24 protein-coding genes are annotated in these 25680 nt (G+C 74.5%); 11 read left to right on the top strand and 13 right to left on the bottom strand.

The annotated features are described in order from the left end of the window. Window positions 1–25: 25 nt before the first annotated feature. From C8046_RS17820 to C8046_RS17795, 6 genes are all read right to left on the bottom strand, one after another. Window positions 26–931, bottom strand: coding sequence for a biotin-dependent carboxyltransferase family protein (locus tag C8046_RS17820; protein WP_109230601.1), 906 nt, complete (start codon window positions 929–931; stop codon window positions 26–28). Further along, a complete protein-coding gene (locus tag C8046_RS17815) occupies window positions 928–1557 on the bottom strand; it encodes a 5-oxoprolinase subunit B family protein (protein WP_109230600.1) in 630 nt (209 codons plus the stop codon). Before C8046_RS17815 ends, C8046_RS17820 begins: the two co-directional genes overlap by 4 nt. Next, window positions 1550–2287: a 5-oxoprolinase subunit PxpA gene (gene pxpA / locus C8046_RS17810; protein WP_235866393.1), complete on the bottom strand. Its 738-nt coding sequence runs from the start codon at window positions 2285–2287 to the stop codon at window positions 1550–1552. The genes C8046_RS17815 and pxpA overlap by 8 nt, the downstream gene beginning before the upstream one ends. Before the next feature lie 4 nt (window positions 2288–2291). Then, the gene (locus C8046_RS17805) at window positions 2292–2711 is read right to left on the bottom strand and encodes a pilus assembly protein CpaE (protein WP_109230598.1); all 420 of its coding nucleotides are present in this window, start codon (window positions 2709–2711) and stop codon (window positions 2292–2294) included. 75 nt (window positions 2712–2786) lie between these two features. Next, complete coding sequence (locus tag C8046_RS17800) at window positions 2787–4364, bottom strand: MDR family MFS transporter (RefSeq protein ID WP_109230597.1); 1578 nt, start codon at window positions 4362–4364, stop codon at window positions 2787–2789. After that, window positions 4361–4987, bottom strand: a complete 627-nt coding sequence (locus tag C8046_RS17795; protein WP_146197220.1) for a TetR/AcrR family transcriptional regulator — start codon at window positions 4985–4987, stop codon at window positions 4361–4363. The genes C8046_RS17800 and C8046_RS17795 overlap by 4 nt, the downstream gene beginning before the upstream one ends. A gap of 94 nt (window positions 4988–5081) precedes the next feature. Between C8046_RS17795 and C8046_RS17790 the strand changes: the two genes are divergently transcribed. The 3 genes from C8046_RS17790 to C8046_RS19835 are packed head-to-tail and all read left to right on the top strand — an operon-like array spanning window position 5082 to window position 6081. Further along, the gene (locus C8046_RS17790) at window positions 5082–5501 is read left to right on the top strand and encodes a hypothetical protein (protein ID WP_146197219.1); all 420 of its coding nucleotides are present in this window, start codon (window positions 5082–5084) and stop codon (window positions 5499–5501) included. Further along, window positions 5498–5929 carry a hypothetical protein gene (locus C8046_RS17785; protein ID WP_109230594.1) on the top strand — a complete coding sequence of 144 codons (432 nt, stop codon included), beginning with the start codon at window positions 5498–5500 and terminating at the stop codon, window positions 5927–5929. The genes C8046_RS17790 and C8046_RS17785 overlap by 4 nt, the downstream gene beginning before the upstream one ends. Window positions 5930–5949: 20 nt before the next feature. Further along, the gene (locus C8046_RS19835; protein WP_268921381.1) at window positions 5950–6081 is read left to right on the top strand and encodes a hypothetical protein; all 132 of its coding nucleotides are present in this window, start codon (window positions 5950–5952) and stop codon (window positions 6079–6081) included. A 36-nt stretch (window positions 6082–6117) separates the two neighbouring features. On the opposite strand, the gene C8046_RS17780 is transcribed toward C8046_RS19835, so the two are convergent. Both C8046_RS17780 and mnmA read right to left on the bottom strand, forming a co-directional pair. Next, on the bottom strand, window positions 6118–7200 hold the full coding sequence (locus C8046_RS17780; RefSeq protein ID WP_109230593.1) for a hypothetical protein: 1083 nt from the start codon (window positions 7198–7200) through the stop codon (window positions 6118–6120). After that, the gene (gene mnmA / locus C8046_RS17775; protein WP_109230592.1) at window positions 7197–8321 is read right to left on the bottom strand and encodes a tRNA 2-thiouridine(34) synthase MnmA; all 1125 of its coding nucleotides are present in this window, start codon (window positions 8319–8321) and stop codon (window positions 7197–7199) included. Before mnmA ends, C8046_RS17780 begins: the two co-directional genes overlap by 4 nt. 69 nt (window positions 8322–8390) lie before the next feature. Here mnmA and C8046_RS17770 point away from each other — a divergent pair, with 69 nt between their 5' ends. The 3 genes from C8046_RS17770 (at window position 8391) to C8046_RS17760 (ending at window position 11179) form a co-directional block, all read left to right on the top strand. Beyond that, window positions 8391–8678, top strand: coding sequence for a hypothetical protein (locus C8046_RS17770; RefSeq protein ID WP_109230591.1), 288 nt, complete (start codon window positions 8391–8393; stop codon window positions 8676–8678). Window positions 8679–8817: 139 nt separating this feature from the next. Then, complete coding sequence (locus C8046_RS17765) at window positions 8818–10125, top strand: DUF4921 family protein (RefSeq protein WP_109230590.1); 1308 nt, start codon at window positions 8818–8820, stop codon at window positions 10123–10125. Window positions 10126–10129: 4 nt separating this feature from the next. Beyond that, entirely contained in the window at window positions 10130–11179 is a 1050-nt protein-coding gene (locus tag C8046_RS17760; protein ID WP_109230589.1) for an NAD-dependent epimerase/dehydratase family protein, read from the top strand. A 45-nt stretch (window positions 11180–11224) separates the two neighbouring features. On the opposite strand, the gene C8046_RS17755 is transcribed toward C8046_RS17760, so the two are convergent. From C8046_RS17755 to C8046_RS17735, 5 genes are read right to left on the bottom strand one after another with little or no spacing between them, the layout of a single operon-like run. Beyond that, complete coding sequence (locus C8046_RS17755) at window positions 11225–12430, bottom strand: cysteine desulfurase family protein (protein ID WP_109230588.1); 1206 nt, start codon at window positions 12428–12430, stop codon at window positions 11225–11227. A 4-nt stretch (window positions 12431–12434) separates the two neighbouring features. Further along, window positions 12435–12881, bottom strand: a complete 447-nt coding sequence (gene arfB / locus C8046_RS17750) for an alternative ribosome rescue aminoacyl-tRNA hydrolase ArfB (RefSeq protein ID WP_109230587.1) — start codon at window positions 12879–12881, stop codon at window positions 12435–12437. Between the two features lie 13 nt (window positions 12882–12894). Then, complete coding sequence (locus C8046_RS17745; protein ID WP_235866487.1) at window positions 12895–13215, bottom strand: electron transfer flavoprotein subunit alpha/FixB family protein; 321 nt, start codon at window positions 13213–13215, stop codon at window positions 12895–12897. After that, complete coding sequence (locus C8046_RS19630; protein ID WP_235866495.1) at window positions 13098–13748, bottom strand: hypothetical protein; 651 nt, start codon at window positions 13746–13748, stop codon at window positions 13098–13100. The genes C8046_RS17745 and C8046_RS19630 overlap by 118 nt, the downstream gene beginning before the upstream one ends. Further along, on the bottom strand, window positions 13745–14560 hold the full coding sequence (locus C8046_RS17735) for an electron transfer flavoprotein subunit beta/FixA family protein (protein WP_109230584.1): 816 nt from the start codon (window positions 14558–14560) through the stop codon (window positions 13745–13747). The genes C8046_RS19630 and C8046_RS17735 overlap by 4 nt, the downstream gene beginning before the upstream one ends. 95 nt (window positions 14561–14655) lie before the next feature. Here C8046_RS17735 and glgX point away from each other — a divergent pair, with 95 nt between their 5' ends. The 5 genes from glgX (at window position 14656) to glgB (ending at window position 25641) form a co-directional block, all read left to right on the top strand. Then, window positions 14656–16932 (top strand): glycogen debranching protein GlgX, encoded by a 2277-nt coding sequence (gene glgX / locus C8046_RS17730; protein ID WP_109230583.1) that lies wholly within the window; start codon window positions 14656–14658, stop codon window positions 16930–16932. Window positions 16933–16969: 37 nt separating this feature from the next. Then, a complete protein-coding gene (locus tag C8046_RS17725; protein WP_109230582.1) occupies window positions 16970–18118 on the top strand; it encodes a hypothetical protein in 1149 nt (382 codons plus the stop codon). 71 nt (window positions 18119–18189) lie between these two features. Next, on the top strand, window positions 18190–20211 hold the full coding sequence (locus C8046_RS17720; protein ID WP_109230581.1) for a maltotransferase domain-containing protein: 2022 nt from the start codon (window positions 18190–18192) through the stop codon (window positions 20209–20211). Next, complete coding sequence (gene treS, locus C8046_RS17715; protein ID WP_235866392.1) at window positions 20208–21911, top strand: maltose alpha-D-glucosyltransferase; 1704 nt, start codon at window positions 20208–20210, stop codon at window positions 21909–21911. Before C8046_RS17720 ends, treS begins: the two co-directional genes overlap by 4 nt. Beyond that, entirely contained in the window at window positions 21904–25641 is a 3738-nt protein-coding gene (gene glgB / locus C8046_RS17710) for a 1,4-alpha-glucan branching protein GlgB (protein WP_235866391.1), read from the top strand. Before treS ends, glgB begins: the two co-directional genes overlap by 8 nt. Window positions 25642–25680: the final 39 nt, after the last annotated feature.

The raw sequence follows: 25680 nt of genomic DNA, 5'->3' as shown, positions 1-25680 counted from the left end.
GCGACATCGTGGCACTCCTGCCGCGTCAGCGCTCCCCGGAGGCCTTCGGCACCACCAGCCGGACGCGCGCCCCCGGACGCACCTGCGCCAGGGCGTCGAGCGAGGCGCGGGTCAGGACCGCCAGCACCGGGTAACCGCCCGTCAACGGGTGGTCGGGCCCCATCACGACGGGCTGCCCCGACGGCGGCACCTGGACGGCGCCCGCGACCAGACCCTCCGAGGGCAGCTCGGTGTCGTCGACTCGCTCCACGGCCACGCCGTCGAGCCGCACGGCGACGCGGTCGCAGCGATCGCTCACGACGGCGACCCGCTCCGCGAGCCGCGCGAGGGCGTCGGCCGCGAACAGCTCGGGCCGCGGACCGGGCAGGCACTCCAGGACCAGGACGTCGGGGGTGGGCCCGGGACCCCGGGGGGCGTCCCGGGCGTCGGACCGTCGGAGGCCGGAGCGCAGCGCCGCACCGCCCGCCGTCGCGACGGCGTCGCCCACCGCGAGCCGGTCCCCCACGACGACCGGGGCGGGCCCGAGCGCGGCGAGCGTGTCGCGCGAGCGGGAGCCGAGGACCGGCGTGGCGTCGAACCCGCCGCGGACGGCGACGTGGCGGCGCACGCCGTCGCGGGCCGCCCCGACGGTGAGGAGGGCCCCGGGCAGGAGGGTGAACGGCCTTCCGGGGGCGACGGCGAGGCTGTCGACCAGGACGTCGCCGTCGGCGCCGGTCACGGCCAGGACGCACGCGCGACGCGTCCGCAGGACGAGCGGCCCCAGCAGCACCTCGAGGGTCGCCGCCCCGCGCACGTTCCCCACGGCCGCCGTCGCGGCGAGGTGGGCGCCGACGTCGAACGCCCCCGACGGCGCGACGCCGAGCCGCGCGTGGCCGGGGCGTCCGAGGTCCTGCAGCAGCACAAGGCCGTCCGCGCGCTCCACCGTGATCATGCGCTCCCCCGTCCGACGTCGACGAAGCGCACCACGTCGCCCGGCTCGATGAGGGCGGGCCGCTCGCGGTCCAGGTCGAACATGACGGCGTCGGTCCGTCCGAGCAGGTTCCAGCCGCCCGGGCTGCTGCGCGGGTAGACGGCGGTCATCTCGGCCGCGACCGCCACCGACCCGGCGGGGACGCCGGTGCGCGGGACGGCGAGCCGCGGCGTCGCGAGCACGGGGTCCAGCCCCTCGAGGTAGACGAACCCGGGCGCGAAGCCGGCGAACGCGGCCCGGTAGGGGCGCGCCGTGTGACGCGCGACGACGTCGGCGACGCTCAGGCCGGCGCCGCGCGCGACGGCGTCGAGGTCCGCACCGTCGTAGACGACGGCGATCTCGACCTCGCGGGGGCGGGCCACCGGGACGGCGTCGGTGTCGACGTCCGGCTCGTCCTCGGTCGCCAGCGCGTCGGCCCAGCGTCGGGCGCTGGGCACGCCGTCGCACCGCACGAGGAGGGTCCGCGCGGCCGGGACGACGTCCACGACCCCCGCGGCGCCGTCGAGCCGGCGCGCCAGGGCCTGGGCCGCGGCCACCGAGGCGACGTCGACGAGGACGTCGCGCTCGCCGTAGCGGCGGCTACGCACGCAGGAACGCCCGGACCACCAGGCCCCCCGCCTCGAGCCCCGCGCGGGCGGCGCGCGCGAGCACGAGCGCCGACGGCGAGTCGCCGTGCACGCAGACGGTGCGGGCGCGCGCGGCGAGCCCGGGGGCGCGGGCGGCGACCTCGACGGGGTCGGTCAGCACGGCGCCGGGCTCGCTCCGCGCCAGGAGCGTGCCGTCGGGGGCGGACGCGCGGTCGGCGAACGCCTCGGCCACGAAGTCGACGCCGCGCTCGCGGGCCGACCGCTCGAGCACCGAGCCGGGCAGGCCGAGGACCGGGAGCGGCGCGGGGAGCGCCTGCTCGGCGGCGTCGAGCACGACGGCCGCGACGCCGTCGTCGACCATCGCAGCGTTGTAGAGCGCGCCGTGCGCCTTGAGGAACCGCACGGAGCTGCCCACGGCGCCGGCCGCCGCCGCGAGCGCCCGCACCTGGGCGAGCAGCTGCGCCAGCAGGACGTCGGCGGGGACGTCCAGGCGCCGACGGCCGAAGCCCTCGACATCGACGTAGGAGGGGTGGGCGCCGACGACGACCCCGCGGGCGTGGGCCAGCGCGACGGCCTCCCGCATCGAGGCGGCGTCGCCGCGGTGGCCGCCGCACGCGATCGAGGCGCTCGTGACGACGTCGAGGATCGCGGCGTCGTCGCCGGCGCCCTCGCCGAGGTCGGCGTTCAGGTCGATCGCCAGGTCGGCGTTCGTCTCGACAGCTCGGGCCACGGCGCTACCCATCGACGTCGACCTGGCGCAGCAGCGCCAGCAGCGCGAGCGCGTAGGCGTCGACCGGGCTGGCGGCGGCGTGGGCGTCGTCCTCCCCCGTCACGGCGTCCACGACGTGCACCTGGTAGCTCGCGTCGTCCCGCGTCAGGGCGATGAACGTGCCGCCGAGCAGGTCGCGCAGCTGGTCCTCGCGCGGGAGCCACAGCGTGTCCTCGACGGCGACCGAGTCCAGCGCCCACTCGGTGGTGCCGTTGAAACCGAGCACCTGGCCGCCGGGGTAGGTGTGGACCTCGATGGTGAGCTCGGAGACGGCGAACGACTCGCCGTCGAACGCGTCACCGAGAAGCGTGAAGGTGTCCCCCGAACGGGGCTGCCAGCGCAGGCCGGCGTCGCTGAGCTGCTGGGCGAGGGTGAACGAGATCACCTCGCCAGTATGCCTCGCGCCACCCACCGCGGGCGGTGGGTGGCGCGAGGCGTGCTCGGGCGTGCGGCGACAGGCTCAGTGGGCGGCGACGGCCTCGCCGCGGGCGACCATGCCGGCCTCGGTGGACAGCTTGACCTCCTTGAGGAACAGCGCCACCACGAAGCCCACGAGGATGAGCGGGATCAGGTACCAGAAGCTCGGGGCGAGCGCGTTCGTGTACGCGTCCACGACCTGGGTGCGCAGCTCGTCCGGCAGCGCGGCCACGATGGACGGGGTGAGGCCCGCCTCGCCGCCTCCGCCGTCGCCGATCCCGGAGGGGAACGCACTGGTGAGGTTCTCGGTGAGCCGCGAGGTGAAGATCGTGGCGAACAGCGCGGTGCCGACGGCGGCGCCGATCTCGCGGAAGAAGTTGTTCGAGCTGGTGGCGACGCCGATCTCGCTCGGGTCGACCGAGTTCTGGACCGCGAGCACGATCGTCTGCATCACCAGGCCCATGCCGGCGCCCATCACGAAGATCATCGCGCCGAACAGCACCATCGACATCTCGCCGGTGATGCGGGTCAGCCAGATCATGCCGATCGCGGTGACCGCGAGCCCCACGACGGGGAACATCTTGTAGCGGCCGGTCCGCGTGATGGCGAAGCCGGACCCGATCGCGGTCAGCATCACGCCGACCATCATCGGCAGCAGGAGGAAGCCGGACTCGGTCACGCCGGCACCGGTCGACATCTGCAGGAACGTCGGCAGGAACGCGAGCGCGGAGAACATCCCCATGCCGAGCACGAAGCCGATCACCGTGGCGATCGTGAAGGTGGAGTTGCGGAACAGCCGCAGCGGGATGAGCGGGTCGGGCACGCGGGTCTCGACCACGACGAACGCGATCACGGCCACGACGGTCGCGGCGGCGACGCCGAGGAGCCGTCCGTCGGTCCAGTCGTAGCCGACCGCGGCGCCCACGATGGACTCCCAGCTCGTCAGCAGCACGATGCCCGACGTCGCCAGCACCACGAGGATGCCGCCGAGGTAGTCGAACGGCTTCGGGTTGCTCCTGCTCGGGAGTCGCAGCGCGACCCACGCGACGACGATCGCGGCGATGCCGATCGGGATGTTGACCCAGAAGGCCCAGCGCCAGCCGGGGCCCTCGGTGAACCAGCCGCCGAGCAGCGGGCCGATCACCGCGGAGATGCCGAACAGCGCGCCCATCGGACCCATGTACTTGCCGCGGTCCCGCGCGGGGACGATGTCGGCGATGATCGCCTGCGACAGGATCATCAGGCCACCGCCGCCCAGGCCCTGCACGCCGCGCCACGCGACGAGCTCGCCGAAGCTGCCGGCGAACCCGGCGCCGGCCGAGCCGAGCGTGAACAGCGCGATCGCGGCGATGAACGGCCAGCGGCGGCCGACGACGTCGCCCACCTTGCCGTAGAGGGGCATCACGACGGCGATCGCCAGGATGTAGGCCGTGATGACCCAGCCCTGGTGCTCGACGCCGTCGAGCTCGCCGACGATGGTCGGCATCGCGGTGCCGACGATCGACTGGTCGAGCGAGGACAGGAACATCGAGGCCATCAGGGCCCCGAAGATCACCCAGACGGTGCGCTGGGTGAGGACGATCGGGGCGCGTTCGGCGTCCTTCTCGACGAGATCGGTCATGAGCTGCTCCCTGCGGACGGGTGGGTGGGGGTCGCGAGCCGGCGGAGCTGCGCGACGACGCGGGGGACGTGGTCGGACGGGCGGCCGCGGTGGCCGCCCGCGACCCAGGTGACGGCGACGGCGCGGAAGGTCGCCATGAGGTAGGTGGCGACCACGGCGGGGTCGAGGCCGCTCGGCGCGACCGCCTCGCGACGGACCAGCAGGTCCTCCAGGGCCGAGCGCTGCGTCTCGATCCAGAACACGTGGCGCTCCAGGAGCCGGGGCTCGCGGTGCACGAGCGCCATCAGCTCGTCGAGGTCGCGGGCGCTGAGGCGCGGGTCGTCGAGCACGTCCTGCAGGACCAGGACCGCGTCCTGCAGGAGGTCTCCGGACGGCCCGCCGGCGACGAAGACGCGCTGCACGTCGGCGTCGGTGCTCAGGTCGTCCAGCGTGTGCCCCAGGACGGCGTCCTCCTTGGTGGCGAAGTAGTTGAAGAAGGTCCGGGGCGAGACGCCGACCTGCGCGCACACGTCCTCGACGGTGACGCCGTCCAGGCCGCGTTCCAGGACGAGGGCGCGCGTGGCGGCCACAAGGGCGTCGCGGCGCTGCACCTTCTTGCGTTCACGCAGGCTGGTCTCGGTCACGCGAGAATCATTGCACTCCCTGTAAAAGTGCAGTGACCGCACCTTGCGTGAGATGGGTCACGCCGCCGAACCCCCGGCGGTCTAGGCTCGGGCCATGAGCACCCCCGGGATGTACGGCCCCAGCGGCGGCCCTCCCGCGCGGGGCAGCTCCACCATCATCAACACGATGTCCGACCCGATGCTCCACACGGGTTCGCCCGCCGCGAGCCTGCGTCCGCTCACGACGCTCGTGGGGACGCTCGCGCTCCTCGGCTCGTTCGTGGCGCTCGGGTGGCGCTGGTCGCAGGACGCCTCGGTCGCACTCGACCTCCTGAGCACCTGCCCCGTCGGGAGCGACCCCGCGTGCCCGGTGCAGCCGACGATCCGGCAGGCGCTCCTCGACCCGCTGCTGCTCGCGGCCGGCATGTTCGCCCTCTCCGTGGGCGCCCTCGTCGACTCCCGGCACCGCCCGCTGACGGGTCTGCTGCTCGCGGTCGGCGCCGTCGTGCTCGGTGTTCTGGTGGTGACCGGATGAGCCAGCAGCAGCCCGCCCGCCCGGCGCCGACCGGTCAGCCCTACCCCGGCAGCGCGCCGCAGCCGGGATCGGCGCCCTACCGGGGCGCCGGCGCCTACCCCGGCACCGCCGTCCCGCAGTCGCAGCAGCCGTTCCAGGCCCGGCAGCCCTTCCAGGCCCAGCACCAGACGCTCCGCGCCGCACCGCTGCAGGCCCAGCCCCTGGCTCCCGCCGCGCAGACCTACGGCGTCGCCGAGCCGCTCGAGCAGAACGTCTCGATGGGTGACGGACCGCAGCCGTCGGGTCTGCTCGTCGCGCTCGGCGTGTTCCTGCTCGTGCTCTCGATCGTGGTCCCCGGGCTCCTGGCGCTGCTGGCGCTCGCCGCCACCGACGGCACGGACGCCGACGCCCTCTGGACCATCGGCGCCCCGTCGCGGCCGCCGTCCTGACGTTCCTCCTCGCCGCCCGCGTGATCGGCAACGGCGGGAGCCGGCGTCGCCCGCTGCGTGCCGCCGTGCACCTCGCCCTCGGGATCGCGGTGCTGCTGCTCGCCGTCTCGCTCGTCACGGAGGCGACGGGCGCGATCTTCTTCAGCTGGTAGGCGCCGCCCGGCCCGTCGATCGTCGTCGGCGGTCGCTCAGGCGAGCAGCTCGGCCAGCGCCAGCGCGGCCTGCGCGGTGTCGCGCAGGCTCGCCGTCGCCTCCGACGGCGCGAGCGTGCCGAGCCCCGGCCGCGCGGTGAGCGTCAGCTCGCCCGACTCGGTGCCGAGACCGATCGAGCGCCACGGGTCGAGCACGCCGCGGGCCGCGGCCACGGGGTCGCCGCGCCCGCCGGGCACGCGGTGCGGGACCGACGTCGCCCACACCCCGACGCCGCTCTCGACGACCTCCGCGAGCGCCTCCCAGCCGGCGGCGTCCAGCTGCGTCACGTCGAGGGCGACGGCGGCCGGCCCGGCCGCTGCGGCGACCCGGAGCGCGGCGGCGTCGGGCAGCACGACGACGACGCACGGGTGCGGCGCCCACGCCGCCACCAGGGAGCGAAGCATCTCGGTCACGGGCCCGACGTCGAGCGGGCGGAGCCGTCCGGCCCCCGTGAAGCGCGAGACCCGGCCGGCCAGCACGTCGCCCAGCAGCGGTTCGTGCAGGAGGACGGGGCCGGCGATCGTCGCGGCCGGCGTGGACGCGTCGGCGGCAGCACCGTCGTCGTGGGCGTCGCCCCGGGACCGACCGAGCACCACGGGGCGCTGCGTCGCGGCGGCGACGTCCTCGAGGTGGCGCGCGACGCCGAGCGCGAGCGATCCGGCGAGGTCGGCGACGGCGGTCGGGTCGGCCGCGACCCGCTCCCCCACCGGGAGCCAGAGCGAGGCCGCGAGCGACAGCGGGCCGAGGACCGGGACGGCCGCGACGCCGTCGTGCCCCGCGGCCGCGAGGGCGTAGGACTCCACGTCCGCGCGCAGCGTGCGACCGGCCCGCTCGAGCTCGCCCGACGGCGCCGACGCGAGCCGCCAGCCGTGCGGCTCGAGGGTCGCGGGCATCGACTCGAGCATCGCGAGCGTGCGCCCGATCGGCGCGGCCCAGGGCCCGCGGGCGGGCAGGACGGCGAGGTGCGGGAGGCCGTCGATCCCGGACGGGGCGTCGGCCAGCACGCCGAGCACCGCCTGGTGGGCCGCGAGCGCGTCGTCGCCGGGCCAGGCGCCCAGCCCCGAGATCGTGAGCCTCATGCGCCGACGGCGGCGGGACCGCGCGTGTGCTCGGCGGCGGCCCGACCCGTGAGACCGACGGTCGCCTGGCCGAGCACCCGGTCGCCGTCGTAGACCACCAGGCTCTGGCCGGGTGCGAGTCCGCGCAGTGGCGAGGCGAGCACGACCAGGAGGCGGCTCCCGTCCCGCCGCACGGATGCGGGCAGCGGGTCGCCGTGCGCGCGGATCTGCACCAGCACCTCCGACCAGGCGTCGGCCTCGACGTCGGGCGCCAGCCAGACAACCTCGTCGCCGACGACGTCGCTCACCGAGAGCAGCTCGTTCGGGCCCACGATGACGCGGTTGGCGGCGGTGTCGACCTCGAGCACGTAGCGCGGACGCCCGTCGGCCGCGGGGCGCGGCAGCTGCAGGCCCTTGCGCTGGCCGACCGTGAACGCGTAGGCGCCGTCGTGGCCGCCGACCACCTCGCCGTCGGCATCCACCACCTCCCCGGGCTGCGAGCCGAGGTGCGAGCGCAGGAAGCCCTGGGTGTCGCCGTCGGCCACGAAGCAGATGTCGTAGGAGTCCGGCTTGGCGCTGACGCTCAGGCCGCGCTCGGCGGCCTCGGCCCGGACGGCCTCCTTGGAGGGGGCGTCGCCGAGCGGGAACAGCGAGCGCGCCAGGCGCTCGGGGCCCATCACGGCCAGCACGTAGGACTGGTCCTTGAGGGGGTCGAGGCTGCGGCGCAGCTCGGGGCCGTCGGGACCCGCCGTGATCCGGGCGTAGTGGCCGGTCGCAACGGCGTCGAAGCCGAGCGCGAGCCCACGGTCCAGGAGGGCGGCGAACTTGATGTGCTCGTTGCAGCGGACGCACGGGTTGGGGGTGCGGCCGGCGGCGTACTCGGAGACGAAGTCGGCCACGACGGTGTCGGTGAACTCCTCCGACAGGTCCCACACGTAGTACGGGATGCCGAGCACGTCGGCGGCACGGCGCGCGTCGGAGGCGTCCTCGAGCGAGCAGCAGCCGCGCGACCCGTTGCGGTGCTGGGCGCGGCTGCGGGACAGGGCCATGTGGACGCCGACGACGTCGTGCCCGGCGTCGACCGCCCGCGCCGCCGCGACGGCGGAGTCGACTCCCCCGGACAGGGCGGCAAGGACGCGCATCCGGCCAGTCTACGGAGAGGCACCGCCGCCACCTGCCCGCCCGCGAGCCCGGTCGGCCACAATGGCGCCATGCCGCGCCGCCACGTCCCCGCCCCGCCGTGGTCCCTCGGCCGCCAGGAGCTGCCCGTGACGCTGCGGACCGTCCCCGGGGCGGCCGGGACCGAGGCCCTCACCCCGGAATCCCCGCGGGACCTCCTGACCGACGCGCTCGTCCGGGCCGGCTACCGGTCGGCGGACGTGATCGGCCCGATCGCCCGCATCCGGGCGAGCACCCAGCCGCACTCGTTCCTGGTCGACGACCAGCTCGAGCCGCGCGTGCTGCGCCGATTCCCGGGCTACGGATCTCGCGGCACCTGACGTCGTCGCACCAGCTCCACGTCGGGGCGCCCCCGGCACGGTGACGGCGTCGCCGTCGCGGCAATCGTTGTGACCTTGTGACCACCCGATCCGCGCAGATCGGCCGGGTCACCTCGCGGCCGCTGGGATCCTGGATCCCATGGCCCATCCCCTCGTCCGTCTCGCCGACGGCACCGTCCTGCAGGTCGGTCCGCTCACCGGCACGCAGGTCTGGACGATCCCGGGACGCTCGCACCGACCGCTCCCCCGTCACGTCAGCGACGCCGTCCCCGTCGAGGGCGAGGAGACGGGCCGGCTGTGCGCCTTCTGCCCCGGGCGCTACCTCGAGACCACCCCCGAGAAGTCCCGGCTCGTCCGGCGCGGCGACGACGTCACGATCTCGCGCCGTCGTCCGGCCGGACGACTGGCCGAGGACGTCGCCGACGTGCGCCGGTTCGCCAACCTGTTCGAGATCGTCCCGGCCGCGTCGTGGCGCACCAACCACGGCTTCGTCGCGGGCGCCGACGTCGCGGCGTGGGCCCGCGACTACCTGGCCGACCCGGCGGGGCGGGCGCACATCGGCGCCCTCGTCGCCGCACGCGAGGCCGCCGGCGGCATCCTCGCCCCGGCGCCGCGCGACGAGGCGGCCCTGCTGCAGGTCACCGAGGACTTCATGGCCGGCTCGCACGACGTCGTCGTCGCGCGTCGCCACCTGCGTGACGACGCCGTCACGACGGCGGACCTCGCCTCCTCGGGCACGCTCACCCCGACCGAGCACGCCGACTTCATCGACTTCACGGTCGCCGCGCTGCGCGACGTCTACGAGCGGCAGCCCGCCGCCCGCTACGTCTCGGTGTTCCAGAACTGGCTCCGCTCGGCGGGCGCGACGTTCGAGCACCTGCACAAGCAGCTCGTCGGCATCGACTCCTACGGCCCCCAGACGCAGCGCGAGATCGCGATGCTGCGCGAGGACCCGCGGCTGTACAGCCACGCCGTCATCGACCTCGCTCTGACCGAGCAGCTGGTCATCGCCGCGAACGACGGCGCGGTCGCCGTCGCCGGGGTGGGGCACCGCCACCCGAGCATCGAGATCTACTCCACCGCCGCCGTCCAGCTGCCCTGGGAGCACGACGCGGCGCAGCGTCGCGCCGTCTCCGACCTGCTGCACGCCGTGCACGCCGCCACCGGGGCGCAGGTCGCCACCAACGAGGAGTGGCACCACCGGCCGCCGGACGTGTCCGAGCCGATGCCGTGGCGCATCGTCCTGAAGTGGCGGCTCCAGGTCCCGGCCGGGTTCGAGGGCGGCACGAAGATCTACATCAACACCATCGACCCCTGGGCGCTGCGCGAGCGCGTCACCGCGGAGCTGCACACGCTGCGCGACGCCGGCGCGATCGCCGACCTCCGCATCGGGCCCGAGGTGACGCCGCTGGACGTGCACCTGCGCTACGCCGACATGGAAGGCTAGAGCCATGAGAATCGTCGTCGTCGGAGCCACCGGGAACACCGGGACCGCCCTGCTGCGCGCCGTGGCCGGTCGGAGCAGCGTCACCCACGTGGACGCCGTCTCGCGGCGTGGACCGGGCCGCCTGCCCGCACCCGAGGGGGTCGCGCACGTCGCCCACCACGCGCTCGACGCCGGTGCCCCGGCCGGGTCGCCCGACGCCGAGCGGCTCGCCGCCCTCGCGGCCGGGGCCGACGCGGTCGTGCACCTCGCCTGGTCGACCGCGCGCCGGTCGTCCGTCGCCACCGAGGCGAACGTCGCCCTCACCCGCGGCGTGCTGCGCGCCGCGGCCCGGGCCCACCAGGTCGTGCTCGCCTCGTGCGCGAGCGTCTACGCGCCCTCCTACGGCGAGGAGCCGCGGGACGAGTCCTGGCCGACCGACGGCGTCGCCGGCGTCACCCTGTCGCAGGACAAGGTCGGGATGGAGCGGCTGGCGGACGAGTTCTCGCGCCGGTACCCGGACGTCGTCGTCACCAGGATGCGCGCCGGCGTCGTGCTGCAGGAGGCGGCCGGCGCCGCGCTCGTGCGCCGCTACGTCGGCCCGCTGGTGCCCCGGGTCGGCCTCGGCCGGACCGTGCCGCTGCTGCTGTGGCCCGAGGGACTCCGGCTGCAGGTCTCCCACGCCGACGACGTCGCCGCCGCGTACCTCTCCGCGATCGAGCGCCGCGCCCCGGGCGCCTACAACATCGCCTCGCCCGACGTGCTCCACGTCGAGGAGGTCGCGGCCGCCCTCGGCGCCGAGCGCGTCGTCACCGTCCCCGAGCAGATCGCGCGCGTCAGCCACGAGGCCGCGTGGTGGACCCGCGTCGTGCGCGCCCGCCCCGAGTGGCTCACCGCGCTGCAGGCCGCGCCCGTGCTCGACACCACCAAGGCTCACGACCTCCTCGGCGTCGACCCGACCTGGTCGGGCGCCGACACCCTCACCAGCGCCGCCCGCGGCGTCGCGCGGCGCCGCGAGGGCTGGACGCCGGCCCTGTCGCGCCACCGCGAGCCCGCGCCGCAGGTCGACGGCGACTGACCGGCCGACCCACTCACCGGCCGACCGCGTGCGGCGGCCCGTTCCTCAGCCGCGCCTGGCCGCGACGCGTCCGGCCGACCGGGCGCGCTCGACGGCGTCGGGCAGCACCGCGAGCACGCGCGCCACGTCGTCCGCCGTCGTGGTCGAGCCGAGCGTGAGCCGCAGCACGCTGCGGGCGTCGCGCTCGTCGTCGCCCGCCGCGAGCAGCACGTGCGAGGGCTGGGTCACCCCGGCCACGCACGCCGCCCCCGCCGAGGCGGAGATCCCGGCGGCGTCGAGCACGAACAGCAGCGCGTCGACGTCGGCGCCGGGGAAGGTCAGGTGCACGTGCCCCGGCAGGCGGCCGCCGCCGTCCCCGGCCGCCGGGCCGACGGGCCCGTTGAGCCGCGCGCCCGGGACGAGGGCCAGCACGCCGGCGGCGAGCTCGTCGCGCAGCGGGACGAGCCGCGCGCGCTCGGCCTCGAGCGTGGCGACCGCGTGCTCGACGGCGACGGCGAGCGCGGTCGCGAGCGCCACGGGCACCGTGCCCGAGCGCACCCCACGCTCCTGACCGCTGCCGAGGACCACCGGCGCGAGCGGCAGCGTGCGCTGCGCGAGCAGCGCGCCGATCCCCGCGGGGGCGCCGAGCTTGTGACCCGAGAGGCTGAGGGCGTCCAGCCCGCTCGCGCCGAAGTCGACCGGGACGTGCCCGACGGCCTGGACCGCGTCGGAGTGGACGGCGACCGCGTTGCCGCCGTGGCGCCGGACGAGCTCCACGACCTCGGCCACCGGCTGGATGGCGCCGGTCTCGTTGTTGGCCCACATCACGCTGACCACGCCGGTGCGCGCGGCGTGCTCGGCGATCTCAGCCTCCAGGGCGGCCAGGTCGATCACGCCGTCGGCGCCGACGGGTACCAGCACGGCCTCCCCGCCCTCGTCGGCCAGCGCGTGCACCGACTCGAGCACGGCGTGGTGCTCGACGGCGGAGGTGACCGCCCGCGTCCGACCCGGGTCCGCGCGGCGCGCGGCCCTGGCCGCGCCGACGACGGCGAGCGTGTCGGCCTCGCAGCCACCGGCCGTGAGGATCACCTCGGCGCTCTCGGCCCCGAGCGCGTGCGCGATCCGCTCGCGCGAGGTCTCGAGCACGGCGCGCGCCCGGCGGCCGTCGGAGTGCAGCGAGGACGGGTTCCCGAGCCGCGACGCCTCCCGGACGAACGCCTCCAGGGCGCTCGGCAGCACCGGGGTGGTGGCGGCGTGGTCGAGGTAGGTCACCCGGTCAGTCTAGGAAGGAGCCGCGGCCGCCACTCCTGCCCTGCCGACCCCGCTTGATCTCACCCCGCTGCTTCTTGCCGGTCAGGCGGCGCTCCTGCGAGCCGCGCGTCGCACGCGTGGGGCGACGACGGGGCCCCGGTGGGGCGGCGGCGTCGCGCAGCAGCGCCGTCAGGCGGACGTGCGCGGCCCGGCGGTTGGCGAGCTGGTTGCGGTGCTCGCTCGCCACGACGGTCACCACGCCGTCGACCAGCCTCGGGGCGAGCCGCTCCAGGAGGCGGGCGCGCAGCGGCTCCGGCAGCGACGGCGAGGCCGCGACGTCCAGGAGCAGCTCGACCCGGCTGCTGGCGGTGTTCACGCCCTGCCCGCCGGGTCCCGACGAGCGCGAGAACCGTTCGGTCAGCTCCGACCCGGGGACGACGACGGAGCCCGTGATCCGCAGGTCCTCGGTCACGGGGTCGCGTCCGTCAGTGCGCGCGGCGCGCGGCCAGCGCGTCGACGACCTGGGTCAGGACGGCGGCCGCGTCACCCACGATCGCGACGTCCGCGATCTCCATGATCGGGGCGTCGGCGTCGAGGTTGATCGCGACGATGACCTCGGCCGCCTGCATCCCCAGGCGGTGGTGCGGCGCCCCGGAGATGCCGGCGCCGACGTACAGGCGCGGCGCGATCATCGTGCCGGTCTGGCCGACCATCGTCTCGTGCCCGATCCAGCCTTCCTCGACGATGTCGCGGGTCGCGCCCACCGCGCCACCCAGGGCGTCGGCGAGCGCCCGGACGGGCGACAGGTCGCCCTCGAGCCCACGGCCGCCGGCGACGACGATCGTGGCGTCGGCGAGCGACGGCCGGCCGTCGGAGGCGTGCGGCACGCGCTCGAGCACCTCGACGTCCCCGTCGATCTCGGCGGGGCGGCCAGGAGCGTGACCTCGACGACGCCCGCGTCGACGGGACCGGGCTTGGCGAGCACGACGACGGGGCCGGCGGCGGTGCACGTGACGTCCCAGGTGCCACCGAGCTCGCGCTTGTGGCCGACGACGGCGTCAGCCGTGCGCGCCACCGCGTGCACGTCCACGAGCAGGCCGGCGCCGAGCGCGTGCGCCGCCAGCGCGGCGACCTCCTTGGCCTGGTGGCTCGAGGCGAGCACGAGCACGTCCGAGCCGGACGTCCGCTGGTGGTCGACCAGCGCGGCGGCCTGCCGCGCGGAGGTCCACGTGGGGTCGAGGCCGACGACGGTGACGTCGCCGGCCGGGGCGGCCAGGGCCGCGAGCGCCGCGGCGCGGTCGGGGTCGGTCGCCGTCACGGCGACGGTCACGGCGCTCATGCGGACACCTCCACCAGGCCGCGTGCGAGCAGCAGGTCGACGAGGGCCTGACCGGCGCTGCCGTCGTCGGGCAGGACGGTGACCGGGGGCCGGGGCGGCCGCGGGGCGGCCTCGGTGACGCGGACGCGGGCGCCCGCGAGTCCGACGGCGGCGGGCTCGAGCCCGAGGTCGGCGGCGGTCAGCGTGCGCAGCGTCGCCTTGCGCGCCGCGAGCATGGTGGCGAAGCTCGGCACGCGCAGCGCCGCGATGGTGTCGGTGACGGAGACGACGGCGGGCAGCGGGACGCTCAGGCGCTCGGCCCCGTCCTCGGTCTCGCGCAGCGCGAGGACCGCGCCGCCGCCGTCGGCCACCGCGACCTCGGAGACGAACGAGGCGATCGGGCGGCCGAGCTCCGCGGCCACCAGTGCCGGGACGACCGAGCCGAGGCCGTCCAGCGCCGACATCCCGGCGACGACCAGGCCGACCGGCTCGGCGTCGTCCTCGGCCTCCAGCAGGCGGACCGTCGCGGCCAGCGCCCGGGCGGTGCCCACGACGTCGGAGCCCGCGAACGCGTCGTCGCACAGGTGGATCCCGAGCGACGCCCCGACCTGGAGGGCCTTGCGGGTGGCGGCGGACGCCTGCTCGGGACCCATCGTGATCGCGACGACGTCGCCCCCGAGGGCGTCCGCGGCCCGCAGGGCCGTCTCGAGCGCCCCCTCGTCGAGCTCGTTGAGGACGGCGAGGCTCGGCTCCCGCACCAGGCGTCCGTCGGGCCCCAGGGACCGTTCGGAGGTGATGTCGGGGACCTGCTTGAGGAGAACGACGACGCGCATCCCCCTAGCCTGCCACCCCCGATCCCCGCGGTGACCCGCCCGGCGGTCGGACGTGGCGCTCAGCACCCCTGCCGGAGTGGGAAAATGACGCCGCCATGACCTCCACCGCGCCCGTCCCCGACCCCAGCCCCACCGCCACGACGCCGGCCTCGGCCGCCTCGCGCGGGGCCCGCAGCCTGGCGCGCCTGGGCGTGCACGTCGTCGGCGACGGTGTCGACGTCGTCGTGCTCGCCTCGCAGGCCTCCGCCGTGGATCTCGTCCTCCTGGGCGAGGACGGCGAGCGCCGCACCGGACTGCTGCGCGCCCGCCACGGCCTCTGGCACGCGCACGTGCCCGACGTGTCCGCGGGCACCCGCTACGGGCTGCGCGTGCACGGCGAGTGGAACCCGGCGGCGGGTCAGCTCCACAACCCGGACAAGCTGCTGCTGGACCCGTACGCCCGCGCGCTGACGGGTGAGGTCTCCTACGTCCCGGAGATCTTCGGCCACCACGTCACCGACGCCGCCGCGACCCATCACGGGCTGGAGGTCCGCGACGACCGCGACAGCGCGCCGTTCGTGCCGCACGGCGTCGTGCTGCCCGCGAGCGACCCGGTCGCGACGGCGGAGCGCCTGGCCGCCCGGCCCCGCGTCCCGTGGTCGCGCACCGTGATCTACGAGGCGCACGTGCGCGGCTTCACGCTGCTGCACCCCGACCTGCCGCCGGAGCTGCGCGGCACCTACGCCGGCCTCGCCCACCCCGCGGTCATCGAGCACCTGCGACGGCTCGGCGTCACCACGATCGAGCTCCTGCCGATCCATGCGTTCGCCACCGAGCACGCGATCGCTGCGCGCGACCTGCCGAACTACTGGGGCTACTCCACGCTCAGCTACTTCGCACCCGAGCCGAGCTACGCCACCCGGGCCTCCCGCGATGCCGGGGCCGAGGCCGTCGTCGCGGAGGTGCGCGCGATGGTCGACGCGCTGCACGCCGCCGGCATCGAGGTCGTGCTCGACGTCGTCTACAACCACACGTGCGAGGGCGGGCTGGACGGTCCGCTGCTGAGCTGGCGCGGTCTGGACAACACGGGCTACTACCTGCACGACGGCGGGACCCCCGCCCGGTACGCCGACGTCACCGGCACCGGGAACTCGCTCGACTTCCGCCGGCAGCGGGTGGTGCAGCTGACGCTGGACTCCCTGCGCTACTGGGCCGGCGAGATCGGCGTGGACGGCTTCCGGTTCGACCTCGCGGTGACGCTCGGGCGCAAGGCCGGCGAGTTCGAGCCCGACCACCCCTTCCTCGTCGCGCTCGCGAGCGATCCGGTGCTCGCGGACGTCAAGCTCGTCGCCGAGCCGTGGGACGTCGGCCCCTCGGGCTGGCGGACCGGGGAGTTCGCGCCGCCGATGCACGAGTGGAACGACCGCTACCGCGACAGCGTGCGGCGGTTCTGGCTGGCCGACGCGAAGGCGCTGGCCCAGGGTGGGCACGGCACGCCGCACGACCTCCGCGACCTCGCCACCCGCCTGTCCGGGTCGGCCGACATGTTCCACCGGTTCGACCGCGGGCCGACGGCGAGCATCAATTACGTCACGGCGCACGACGGGTTCACGCTCGCCGACCTCGTCACCTACGACCACAAGCACAACGGCGCCAACCGCGAGGACAACCGCGACGGCAGCGACAACAACCTCTCCTGGAACCACGGCGTCGAGGGGCGGGTGGAGTCCGGCTCCCCCGGGTCGGAGCTGCGGCCCGTGCGCCGTCGCTCCATCCGGAACGTTCTGGGCACGCTGCTGGTCTCGGCCGGGACGCCGATGCTCACGGCCGGAGACGAGTTCGGCCGCACGCAGCAGGGCAACAACAACGCCTACTGCCAGGACTCCCCCATCTCCTGGGTGGACTGGGAGCGCACGGGCTGGCAGGACGACCTGCTCGAGACCGCGCGCCACCTCCTCGAGCTGCGGCACGCCCACCCGGTGATGCGCCCGACCCGCTTCGCCTACGGCCGGCCCCGCTCCAACGACCCGTTCATCGACCTCGCCTGGTTCGGCGAGGACGGCGCCGCCGTCGAGGGCTCCGCGTGGCACAACCCCTACCGGCGCGTGCTCCAGATGCGCCGGGCCGGGGGCGCCGCCGCGAACCCGCGCTCGGCCGAGGGTGTCGCCGCCCCCGTGCGCCGCGACCTTCTCGTCGTCGTCAACGGGGCCCTGAACGACGTCGACGTCGCCCTCGCGCCCTCGCGCACGCAGGGCTGGGAGCTGGTCTGGGACTCGGTGTGGGAGAGCCCGCGCGAGCGCCACGAGAGCGCGGTCGTCGACGGCGCGTTCCCCGACGCCGGCACGGTGGTCCCGGTCGAGCCGCTGAGCATCCGGTTCTACCTCTCCCGCTGATCGGGCGGTCGCCGGCCGGCCGTAGGATCTGCCCACCATGACCGACGTCCCCACCCTCACGCTGACGCAGTGCGAGCGGTTCTTCCGCCGGCACGGGCTGCCGCTCCTCGTGGACGGTCACAGCCTGCGCCGCGACGTGTTCGGCCGCAGCGCTCCGTTCCTGCTGGTGTTCCTGCTCTTCGGCACCGTCGGCGTGCTGAACACGACCTGGTCCTGGCAGCAGAACGTCGCCGCGTCCGCGGGGGCGCTCGTCGCCGTCGCGGGGCTGTACGCGCTGCTCAACCTGGTCAGGGGCCGGCCGTGGAACCAGCTGCCCCAGGACGTGGGGCGGCCGGAGCTGGCGTTCTTCGTGCTCGCACCGGCCGTCACCTCGTGGCTGCTCGGCGGCAACGACTGGGTGACGGGGCTGGTCACCATCGTCGTCAACCTGCTGGTGCTCGCGATCGTGCGGTTCGTCGTCGGGCTGGGCCTGCTGTCCACGCTCGGCTGGGGCGTGATGCGCGTGGCCACGGAGCTGGGCCAGTCGCTGCGCCGGCTCGTGCGGCTCCTGCCCCTCATCGTCATCTTCTCGATCGTGCTGTTCTTCACCACCGAGGTGTGGCAGGTCTTCGACCGCATCTCCGACCAGGCCGACTTCGCCCTCGCGGGGTTCTTCGTCCTGATCATCGTCGCGCTGGCGACCTCGGGCTCGCGCCGCGAGGCTGACGCCGTGCTCGAGGGCGTCCACGCCTCCCGTCCCGGTGACGACCCCGCCGCGACCTTCACGCCACGCCAGCGCACCAACGTCGTCGCGATGATCGCCACCACCCAGCTCCTGCAGATCCTCGTCGTCAGCCTCGCGACGTTCGCGTTCTTCGTGATGGTGGGGGTGCTCGCGATCACCCCCGAGGTGCGGGGCCTGTGGGACGTCGGCGGCGGGAGTTTCTCGGAGCCCCTGGGGTTCGGCGACGTCGACCTCGTGCTCGACCAGACGCTGCTGCGCGTGGCCGGCGCGCTGGCCACGTTCAGCGGCCTCTACTACGGCATCAACGTCCAGGTCGACGCGGTCTACCGGACCGAGTTCGTCGAGGACGTCGGGCGCCAGCTGCACCAGGTCGTCGACGTCCGCGAGCGCTATCTCGCCCTGCTCGAGACCGGCGGGCGCGACGGTCGCAACCCTCCCCGGACAGCGCCCGACGTCCCCTGACGACCCCTGCGGCCTGACGCGCGCGTGGCTCGATGGGTGACCCGGGCCACGGACGCCACTAGGTTCGTACCGTGACTTCGACGACTCCGTTGCCCACGCCGCACACCCCCATCGGACGCATCCCGGTGGTGGACGTCGCCCCGACCGCCGAGAACGGACGCTGGCCCACCAAGGCCGTCGTCGGTGAGGTGGTCCCCACCCGGGCCACCGTCTTCCGCGAAGGACACGACGCCGTCTCCGCGACGCTCGTGCTGACCCGGCCCGACGGCACGGTCGCCTCCGCCTCGACCATGACGTGCGTGAACCCCGGCCTCGACCTGTGGACCGGCACCCTCGTGCCCGACGCCGAGGGTGACTGGACGTTCCACGTCGAGGGGTGGTCGGACCCGTGGGGCACCTGGACGCACGACGCGGACATCAAGGTGCCCGCGGGCATCGACGTCGAGCTCATGCTCACCGAGGGCGCGCTGCTGCTCGACCGCGCGGTCGCCGCGGCCGCGGACGCCGCCGATCGCGACGTCCTCGACACCGCTGCCGCGACGCTCCGCGACCTCGCGGTGCCGGCGCTGACCCGGCTCGCCGCCGCCCGCACCGGCGCGGTCACCGCGATCCTGGCCGCCGCCCCGCTGCGCGAGTCCGTGACGCCGAGCGCCGCGTACCCGCTGCGCGTGGACCGCGTGCGCGCCCTGTCGGGCGCCTGGTACGAGCTGTTCCCGCGCTCCGAGGGCGCCACGCAGGACCCCGTCACCGGCGAGTGGACCTCGGGGACCTTCGCGACGGCGGCCGAGCGGCTGCCGGCGATCGCCGAGATGGGCTTCGACGTCGTCTACCTCACCCCGATCCACCCGATCGGCACGACGAACCGCAAGGGCCCGAACAACACGCTCGTCACCTCGCCGGGCGACCCCGGCTCGCCGTACGGCATCGGCGCCGCCGAGGGCGGGCACGACGCGATCCACCCCGACCTGGGTGACTTCGACGACTTCGACGCCTTCGTGGCGCGGGCGCGGGAGCTCGACCTCGAGGTCGCGCTGGACATCGCGCTGCAGGCCTCCCCCGACCACCCCTGGGTCACCGAGCACCCCGAGTGGTTCACCACCCGCGCGGACGGGTCGATCGCCTACGCCGAGAACCCGCCCAAGAAGTACCAGGACATCTACCCCCTGAACTTCGACAACGACCCCGAGGGCATCTACGTCGCGATCCGCGACGTGCTGCTGACCTGGATCCGCCACGGGGTGACGGCGTTCCGCGTCGACAACCCGCACACCAAGCCGCTGGACTTCTGGGAGCGGATCCTCACCGAGATCCGGGCCGCCCACCCCGACGTCATCTTCCTGTCCGAGGCGTTCACGCGCCCGGCGATGATGCGCACCCTCGCGGCCGTCGGCTTCCACCAGTCCTACACGTACTTCACCTGGCGCAACACCAAGGCCGAGGTCGAGGAGTACCTGCGCGAGGTCTCGGGCGACTCCGCGGCGCTCATGCGCCCGTCGTTCTGGCCCACGACGCACGACATCCTCACGCCGTACATGCAGCAGGGCGGCGTCGCGGCGTTCGCGATCCGGGCCGCCCTGGCGGCGCTGTCCGCGCCCACGTACGGCATCTACGCCGGCTACGAGCTCGTCGAGAACGTGCCCAGGCCCGGCGCCCAGGAGCAGATCGACAACGAGAAGTACCAGTACGTCGACCGTCCCTGGGCGCGCGCCGACGAGCTGGGCATCTCCCGGCTGCTCGGCGTCCTCAACGACGTCCGCCGCCGCCACCCCGCGCTGCAGCAGCTGCGCAACCTGGTGGTGCACCCGACGTCGGACGACGCCATCCTCGCGTTCTCCAAGCACCTGAGCGCCGAGCACAGCCCGACCGGGAAGGCCGACACGGTGCTCGTCGTCCTCACGCTCGACCCGTTCACGACCCGCGAGGGCGTGGTCAGCCTCGACCTGTCCGCGCTCGGCCTGACGGGGTCGAACGCCGGGACGAGACTCACCGTCGTCGACGAGATCACCGGCGCGAGCTGGGAGTGGGGCAGGGAGAACTACGTGAAGCTCGACCCGCGCGGCGCCGTCGCCCACGTCCTGGTGGTGAACCCGTGACCGCCCCCATCGAGCGCACGACGCCGCTCGACACGCGCTCCCCCGACCCCGAGTGGTACCGCACCGCGGTCTTCTACGAGGTCGTGCTGCGCGCGTTCGACGACACCAACGGGTCAGGCTCCGGCGACATCCAGGGCCTGATCCGGCGCCTGGACTACCTGCAGTGGCTCGGTGTGGACTGCCTCTGGCTGCCGCCGTTCTTCCCCTCCCCGCTGCGCGACGGCGGGTACGACGTCGCCGACTACACGTCGGTCGCGAGCCAGTACGGCTCGATCGAGGACTTCGAGCAGCTCGTGCACGAGATCCACGCCCGCGGCATGCGGATCGTGATCGACCTGGTGATGAACCACACCAGCGACGCCCACCCGTGGTTCCAGGCCTCCCGCAACGACCCCACGGGGCCGTTCGGCGACTACTACGTGTGGCGCGACGACAACACCGAGTACGCGGACGCGCGCATCATCTTCATCGACACGGAGACGTCCAACTGGACGTTCGACCCGGTGCGCAAGCAGTACTTCTGGCACCGGTTCTTCTCCCACCAGCCCGACCTCAACTTCGAGAACCCCGACGTCCAGGAGGCGATGTTCGACGTCGTCCGGTTCTGGATGCGGACCGGCGTGGACGGCTTCCGCCTCGACGCCGTGCCCTACCTGTTCGAGGAGGAGGGGACCGACTGCGAGAACCTCCCGCGCACGCACGAGTTCCTCGCGGACCTGCGCGCGCTCGTGGACTCCGAGGCGCCCGGCACGCTGCTCCTGGCCGAGGCCAACCAGTGGCCGCAGGACGTGGTGGCCTACTACGGCACCGCCGAGCGCCCCGAGTGCCACATGTGCTTCCACTTCCCCGTCATGCCGCGCATCTACTACGCGCTGCGCGACCAGCGCGCGACCAACATCCGCGAGATCCTCGCGGAGACGCCGGACATCCCGGTCGGCGCGCAGTGGGGCACCTTCCTGCGCAACCACGACGAGCTCACGCTCGAGATGGTCTCCACGAACGAGCGCGCCGCGATGTACGGCTGGTACGCGGAGGACCCGCGGATGCGGGCGAACGTCGGCATCCGCCGTCGCCTCGCCCCGCTGCTCAACAACAGCCGCGCCGAGATCGAGCTGGCGCACTCGCTGCTGATGTCGTTGCCCGGGAGCCCGTGCCTGTACTACGGCGACGAGATCGGGATGGGCGACAACATCTGGCTGCCCGACCGCGACGGCGTGCGCACGCCGATGCAGTGGACCCCTGACCGCAACGCGGGGTTCTCGACGGCGGATCCCGGCAAGCTCTACCTGCCGCTCGTGCAGTCGCTCGTCTACCACTACAACTCCGTCAACGTGGAGGCCAACCAGGCGCAGCCGACGTCGCTGCTGCACTGGATCCGCGGCCTGCTCGCGGTCCGTCGGGCGCACCCCGTCTTCGGGCACGGCGAGTTCATCCCGCTGCCGTGCGACGAGGAGTCGGTGCTGGCCTTCCTGCGCCGCGAGCCCGGGCGCGACGGCGAGACGGTGCTGTGCGTGGCCAACCTCGCGAACACGCCCCGCACGGCCACGGTCAGGCTGCCCGACACGAGCGACGCCTCGCTGACCGACCTCTTCGGCGGGTCGAGCTTCCCGCCCGTGGTCCCCCACCCCGAGGGCGGCGGCGCCGTGATGATGACGTTCGGCTCCCGCGACTTCTTCTGGCTGGAGGTCACCCGTGGCTGAGATCCACCGCACCACGCTCGAGCCGAGCAAGATCGACCTGCTCACGCCGTGGATGCCGTCGCAGCGCTGGTACGCGGCCAAGGGCAGCACGCCGCGGCTGCGCGTCGTCGGCGGCTACCGCCTCGACGACCCCGCAGGCGAGGTCGGCGTGCAGGTGCTCGTGGTGGCCGACGAGGGCGGCTCCGCCCCCGTCGTCTACCAGGTGCCGCTCACCTACCGCGCCACCGAGGCGCCCGAGCTGGCGCACGCCCTGGTCGGCCGGGCCGAGCACGGTGTGCTCGGCGAGCGCTGGGTCTACGACGGCTGCCACGACCCCGTGTTCGCGGCGGCGTTCGTCGACCTCCTCACCGGGCGGGCGCAGGCGCAGCACACCTCCACCAGCCACACCCCCGAGCCTCGCGTGGTCGGACACACCCCCGGCGACGCGAGCCACCTGCGGCTGGCACGGCACACCGTGCTGTCGGGCGAGCAGTCCAACACCTCCCTCATCTGCACGCTCGTCTCCGAGCCCACGCAGACGGTGATGCCGTCCGTCATGGTCAAGGTGTTCCGGGTCCTTGCGGCCGGGGACAACCCCGACGTCGTGGTGGCCGGCGCGCTGAGCGCCGACGGCTCGCCCTACGTCCCGGCGGTCTTCGGGCACGTCAGCGGCGCGTGGGAGGACCCCGCCACCGGCACCGACGTCGCCGGCGACCTCGCGTTCGCGCAGGAGTTCCTGCCGGGGGTGGAGGACGCGTGGCGCGTCGCCACGCGCGCCGCCGCGGCCGGGGAGGACTTCTCCGAGCCGGCCAGGCGGCTGGGCGTCGCGACGGCGGGCATCCACCGCGGTCTCGTCCGCGCCTTCGGCAGCGCCCCCGTCGACGAGCAGCAGCGCGCCCGCGTGCTGGCGAGCATCCGGGCCCGGGCGACGGCCGCCGTCGCCGAGGTCCCGGCGCTGGCCGATCTCGGCCCCGCGGTCGACCGGGCGCTGACCGAGCTCGACCACCTCGAGCACTGGCCCGACCTCCAGCGGATCCACGGCGACTACCACCTCGGCCAGGTCCTGCACCACGGTCAGGACTGGGTCGCGATCGACTTCGAGGGCGAGCCGTTGCGCCCGCTCGCGGAGCGGTCGCTCCCCGACCTGGCGATGCGCGACGTCGCCGGGATGATGCGCTCCCTGGACTACGCCGGTGGCAGCGCCGAACTGGCCGCGCAGGACGAGGCGTTCTCGGCGCGCGACTGGGTCGCCGCCGCGCAGGGCGCGTTCCTGCAGGGCTACGCCGCGGCCGCCGGTACCGACACGGCCTCGCTGCTGGGGCCGCTGCTGCGCGGGCTCGAGCTCGACAAGGCGCTCTACGAGGCGGTCTACGAGCACCGCAACCGCCCCGACTGGCTCGGCATCCCGCTCGCCGCGCTGCACCGCCTGCTCGGCCCCGTCGGGGCCGCCTCAGCCACCGAGCCCATCACGCCCGAGCCGACCGAGCCCGAGCCGGAGCACGACGTCGTGCCCACCGGCGCCCCGCTCGTCCACCCCCCGACCGACGGAGCCGTCATGTCCGCACCACGCCCCCAGCCGCAGCCCGTCGACCACGCCGTGCTCGGCGCCGTCGGGCGCGGGGAGTTCGCGCTCCCCCACGACGTGCTCGGCGCCCACCTGGCCGACGGCGTCGTGACCTTCCGCACCCGTCGGCCGCTGGCCTCCTCCGTCACCTACCGCGTGCTGGAGGAGAGCGGCGAGATCGTCGATGTCCCCGCCGAGCACGAGCTGGACGGCATCTGGGTCGCCACGCACGCCTCCGAAGTCGTCCCCGACTACCGGATCGAGGTCGTCTACGACGGCGCCGCGACCATCACCGACGACCCCTACCGCTTCCTGCCCACGCTCGGTGACGTCGATCGCCACCTCCTCGCGGAGGGTCGCCACGAGCGGCTGTGGGAGGTGCTCGGCGCCCACGTGCGGACCTTCCCGTCCGCGCTCGGTGAGGTGCACGGCGCCTCGTTCGCCGTCTGGGCCCCGAACGCCGCCGCCGTGCGCGTGATCGGCGACTTCAACGGCTGGGACGGGCCCGCGGGCTCGATGCGCTCGCTCGGGTCGACGGGCGTGTGGGAGGTCTTCGTCCCCGGCGCCGGCGTCGGCTCGCGCTACAAGTACGAGATCCGCTACGCCGACGGCTCCTGGCACGAGAAGGCCGACCCGATGGCCCGCGCCACCGAGGTGCCTCCGTCCACCGCGTCCGTCGTCGCGCAGGACCGCTACACCTGGGAGGACGGCGCGTGGATGGAGCGCCGCGCCGCCACGGACCCCCACTCCGGCCCGATGTCGATCTACGAGGTCCACCTCGGGTCCTGGAAGAAGGGCCTGTCCTACCGCGACGCCGCCGACCAGCTCGTGGAGTACCTCGGCTGGCTCAACTTCACGCACGTCGAGCTGATGCCGCTGGCCGAGCACCCGTTCGGCGGCTCCTGGGGCTACCAGGTCACGTCCTACTACGCCCCGACGGCGCGGTTCGGCGACCCCGACGAGCTGCGGTACCTCATCGACCGCCTCCACCAGGCCGGCATCGGCGTCATCCTCGACTGGGTCCCCGCGCACTTCCCGAAGGACTCCTGGGCGCTGGCGAACTTCGACGGCACCGCGCTCTACGAGCACCCGGACCCCCGCCGCGGCGAGCAGAAGGACTGGGGCACGCTGGTGTTCAACTTCGGGCGGACCGAGGTGCGCAACTTCCTCGTCGCCAACGCGGCCTACTGGCTGCAGGAGTTCCACGTCGACGGCCTGCGCGTGGACGCCGTCGCCTCCATGCTCTACCTCGACTACTCGCGCGAGGCCGGCGAGTGGGAGCCCAACGTCTACGGCGGGCGGGAGAACCTCGAGGCGATCTCCCTGCTGCAGGAGGCCAACGCCGTCGCCTACCGCGTCGCGCCCGGCTCCGTGATGATCGCGGAGGAGTCCACCTCCTTCCCCGGCGTCACGACGCCGACGAGCGCCGGGGGTCTCGGGTTCGGCCTGAAGTGGAACATGGGCTGGATGAACGACACCCTCCACTACCTCTCCGAGGACCCGGTCAACCGCCGCTACCACCACGGCGAGCTGACGTTCTCGCTGGTGTACGCGTTCTCGGAGCAGTTCCTGCTGCCGCTGAGCCACGACGAGGTCGTGCACGGGAAGGGTTCGCTCTACGGCAAGATGCCCGGCGACCACCGGACCAAGCTGGCCGGGGTGCGCGGTCTGCTGTCCTACCAGTGGTCCCACCCGGGCAAGCAGCTGCTGTTCATGGGCCAGGAGTTCGCCCAGCAGGCCGAGTGGAACGAGGACCGCGGCCTGGACTGGGGCCACATGGACGACGGCGGCCACCACGGCGTCGCCGAGCTCGTCCGCCGGCTGAACGAGCTCTACCGCGCCCACCCCGCGCTGTGGGCCGACGACTTCTCGCCCGCCGGCTTCCAGTGGCTCGACGCGAACGACGGCGACCACAACGTCCTGGCCTACCTGCGGACCGACGGCGACGACGTCGTCGTGGTCGTCCAGAGCTTCTCGGGCCAGACGCACGAGGACTACCGCGTGGGGCTGCCGTTCGGCGGCCGCTGGCGCGAGGTGCTCAACACGGACGCGGGGGTCTACGGCGGCTACGACGTGGGCAACCTCGGCGGCGTCGAGGCGCACGACCAGCCGCACCACGGTCGGTCGCACTCCGCGACCATCCGGGTCCCGGCGCTCGGCGCCATCTGGCTCACACCCGAGCGGTAGCAGCGCGGGCCTCGCGGACCGGCGGCGCGGACGGAGACG

Source organism: Serinibacter arcticus, from assembly GCF_003121705.1.
In the GTDB taxonomy this organism is placed as follows: Bacteria; Actinomycetota; Actinomycetes; order Actinomycetales; family Beutenbergiaceae; genus Litorihabitans.
The sequence above is the reverse complement of the archived record's forward strand: the minus strand, read 5'-3'. Positions and strand labels throughout refer to the sequence as shown.

Excerpts from the sequence above, each read along its gene's own strand:
- C8046_RS17820 (WP_109230601.1), bottom strand. The coding sequence starts at position 931 with ATGATCACGGTGGAGCGCGCGGACGGCCTTGTGCTGCTGCAGGACCTC.
- C8046_RS17800 (WP_109230597.1), bottom strand. The coding sequence starts at position 4,364 with ATGACCGATCTCGTCGAGAAGGACGCCGAACGCGCCCCGATCGTCCTC.
- C8046_RS17790 (WP_146197219.1), top strand. The coding sequence starts at position 5,082 with ATGAGCACCCCCGGGATGTACGGCCCCAGCGGCGGCCCTCCCGCGCGG.
- C8046_RS17785 (WP_109230594.1), top strand. The coding sequence starts at position 5,498 with ATGAGCCAGCAGCAGCCCGCCCGCCCGGCGCCGACCGGTCAGCCCTAC.
- C8046_RS17780 (WP_109230593.1), bottom strand. The coding sequence starts at position 7,200 with ATGAGGCTCACGATCTCGGGGCTGGGCGCCTGGCCCGGCGACGACGCG.
- mnmA (WP_109230592.1), bottom strand. The coding sequence starts at position 8,321 with ATGCGCGTCCTTGCCGCCCTGTCCGGGGGAGTCGACTCCGCCGTCGCG.
- C8046_RS17770 (WP_109230591.1), top strand. The coding sequence starts at position 8,391 with ATGCCGCGCCGCCACGTCCCCGCCCCGCCGTGGTCCCTCGGCCGCCAG.
- C8046_RS17765 (WP_109230590.1), top strand. The coding sequence starts at position 8,818 with ATGGCCCATCCCCTCGTCCGTCTCGCCGACGGCACCGTCCTGCAGGTC.
- C8046_RS17760 (WP_109230589.1), top strand. The coding sequence starts at position 10,130 with ATGAGAATCGTCGTCGTCGGAGCCACCGGGAACACCGGGACCGCCCTG.
- C8046_RS19630 (WP_235866495.1), bottom strand. The coding sequence starts at position 13,748 with ATGAGCGCCGTGACCGTCGCCGTGACGGCGACCGACCCCGACCGCGCC.
- C8046_RS17735 (WP_109230584.1), bottom strand. The coding sequence starts at position 14,560 with ATGCGCGTCGTCGTTCTCCTCAAGCAGGTCCCCGACATCACCTCCGAA.
- glgX (WP_109230583.1), top strand. The coding sequence starts at position 14,656 with ATGACCTCCACCGCGCCCGTCCCCGACCCCAGCCCCACCGCCACGACG.
- C8046_RS17725 (WP_109230582.1), top strand. The coding sequence starts at position 16,970 with ATGACCGACGTCCCCACCCTCACGCTGACGCAGTGCGAGCGGTTCTTC.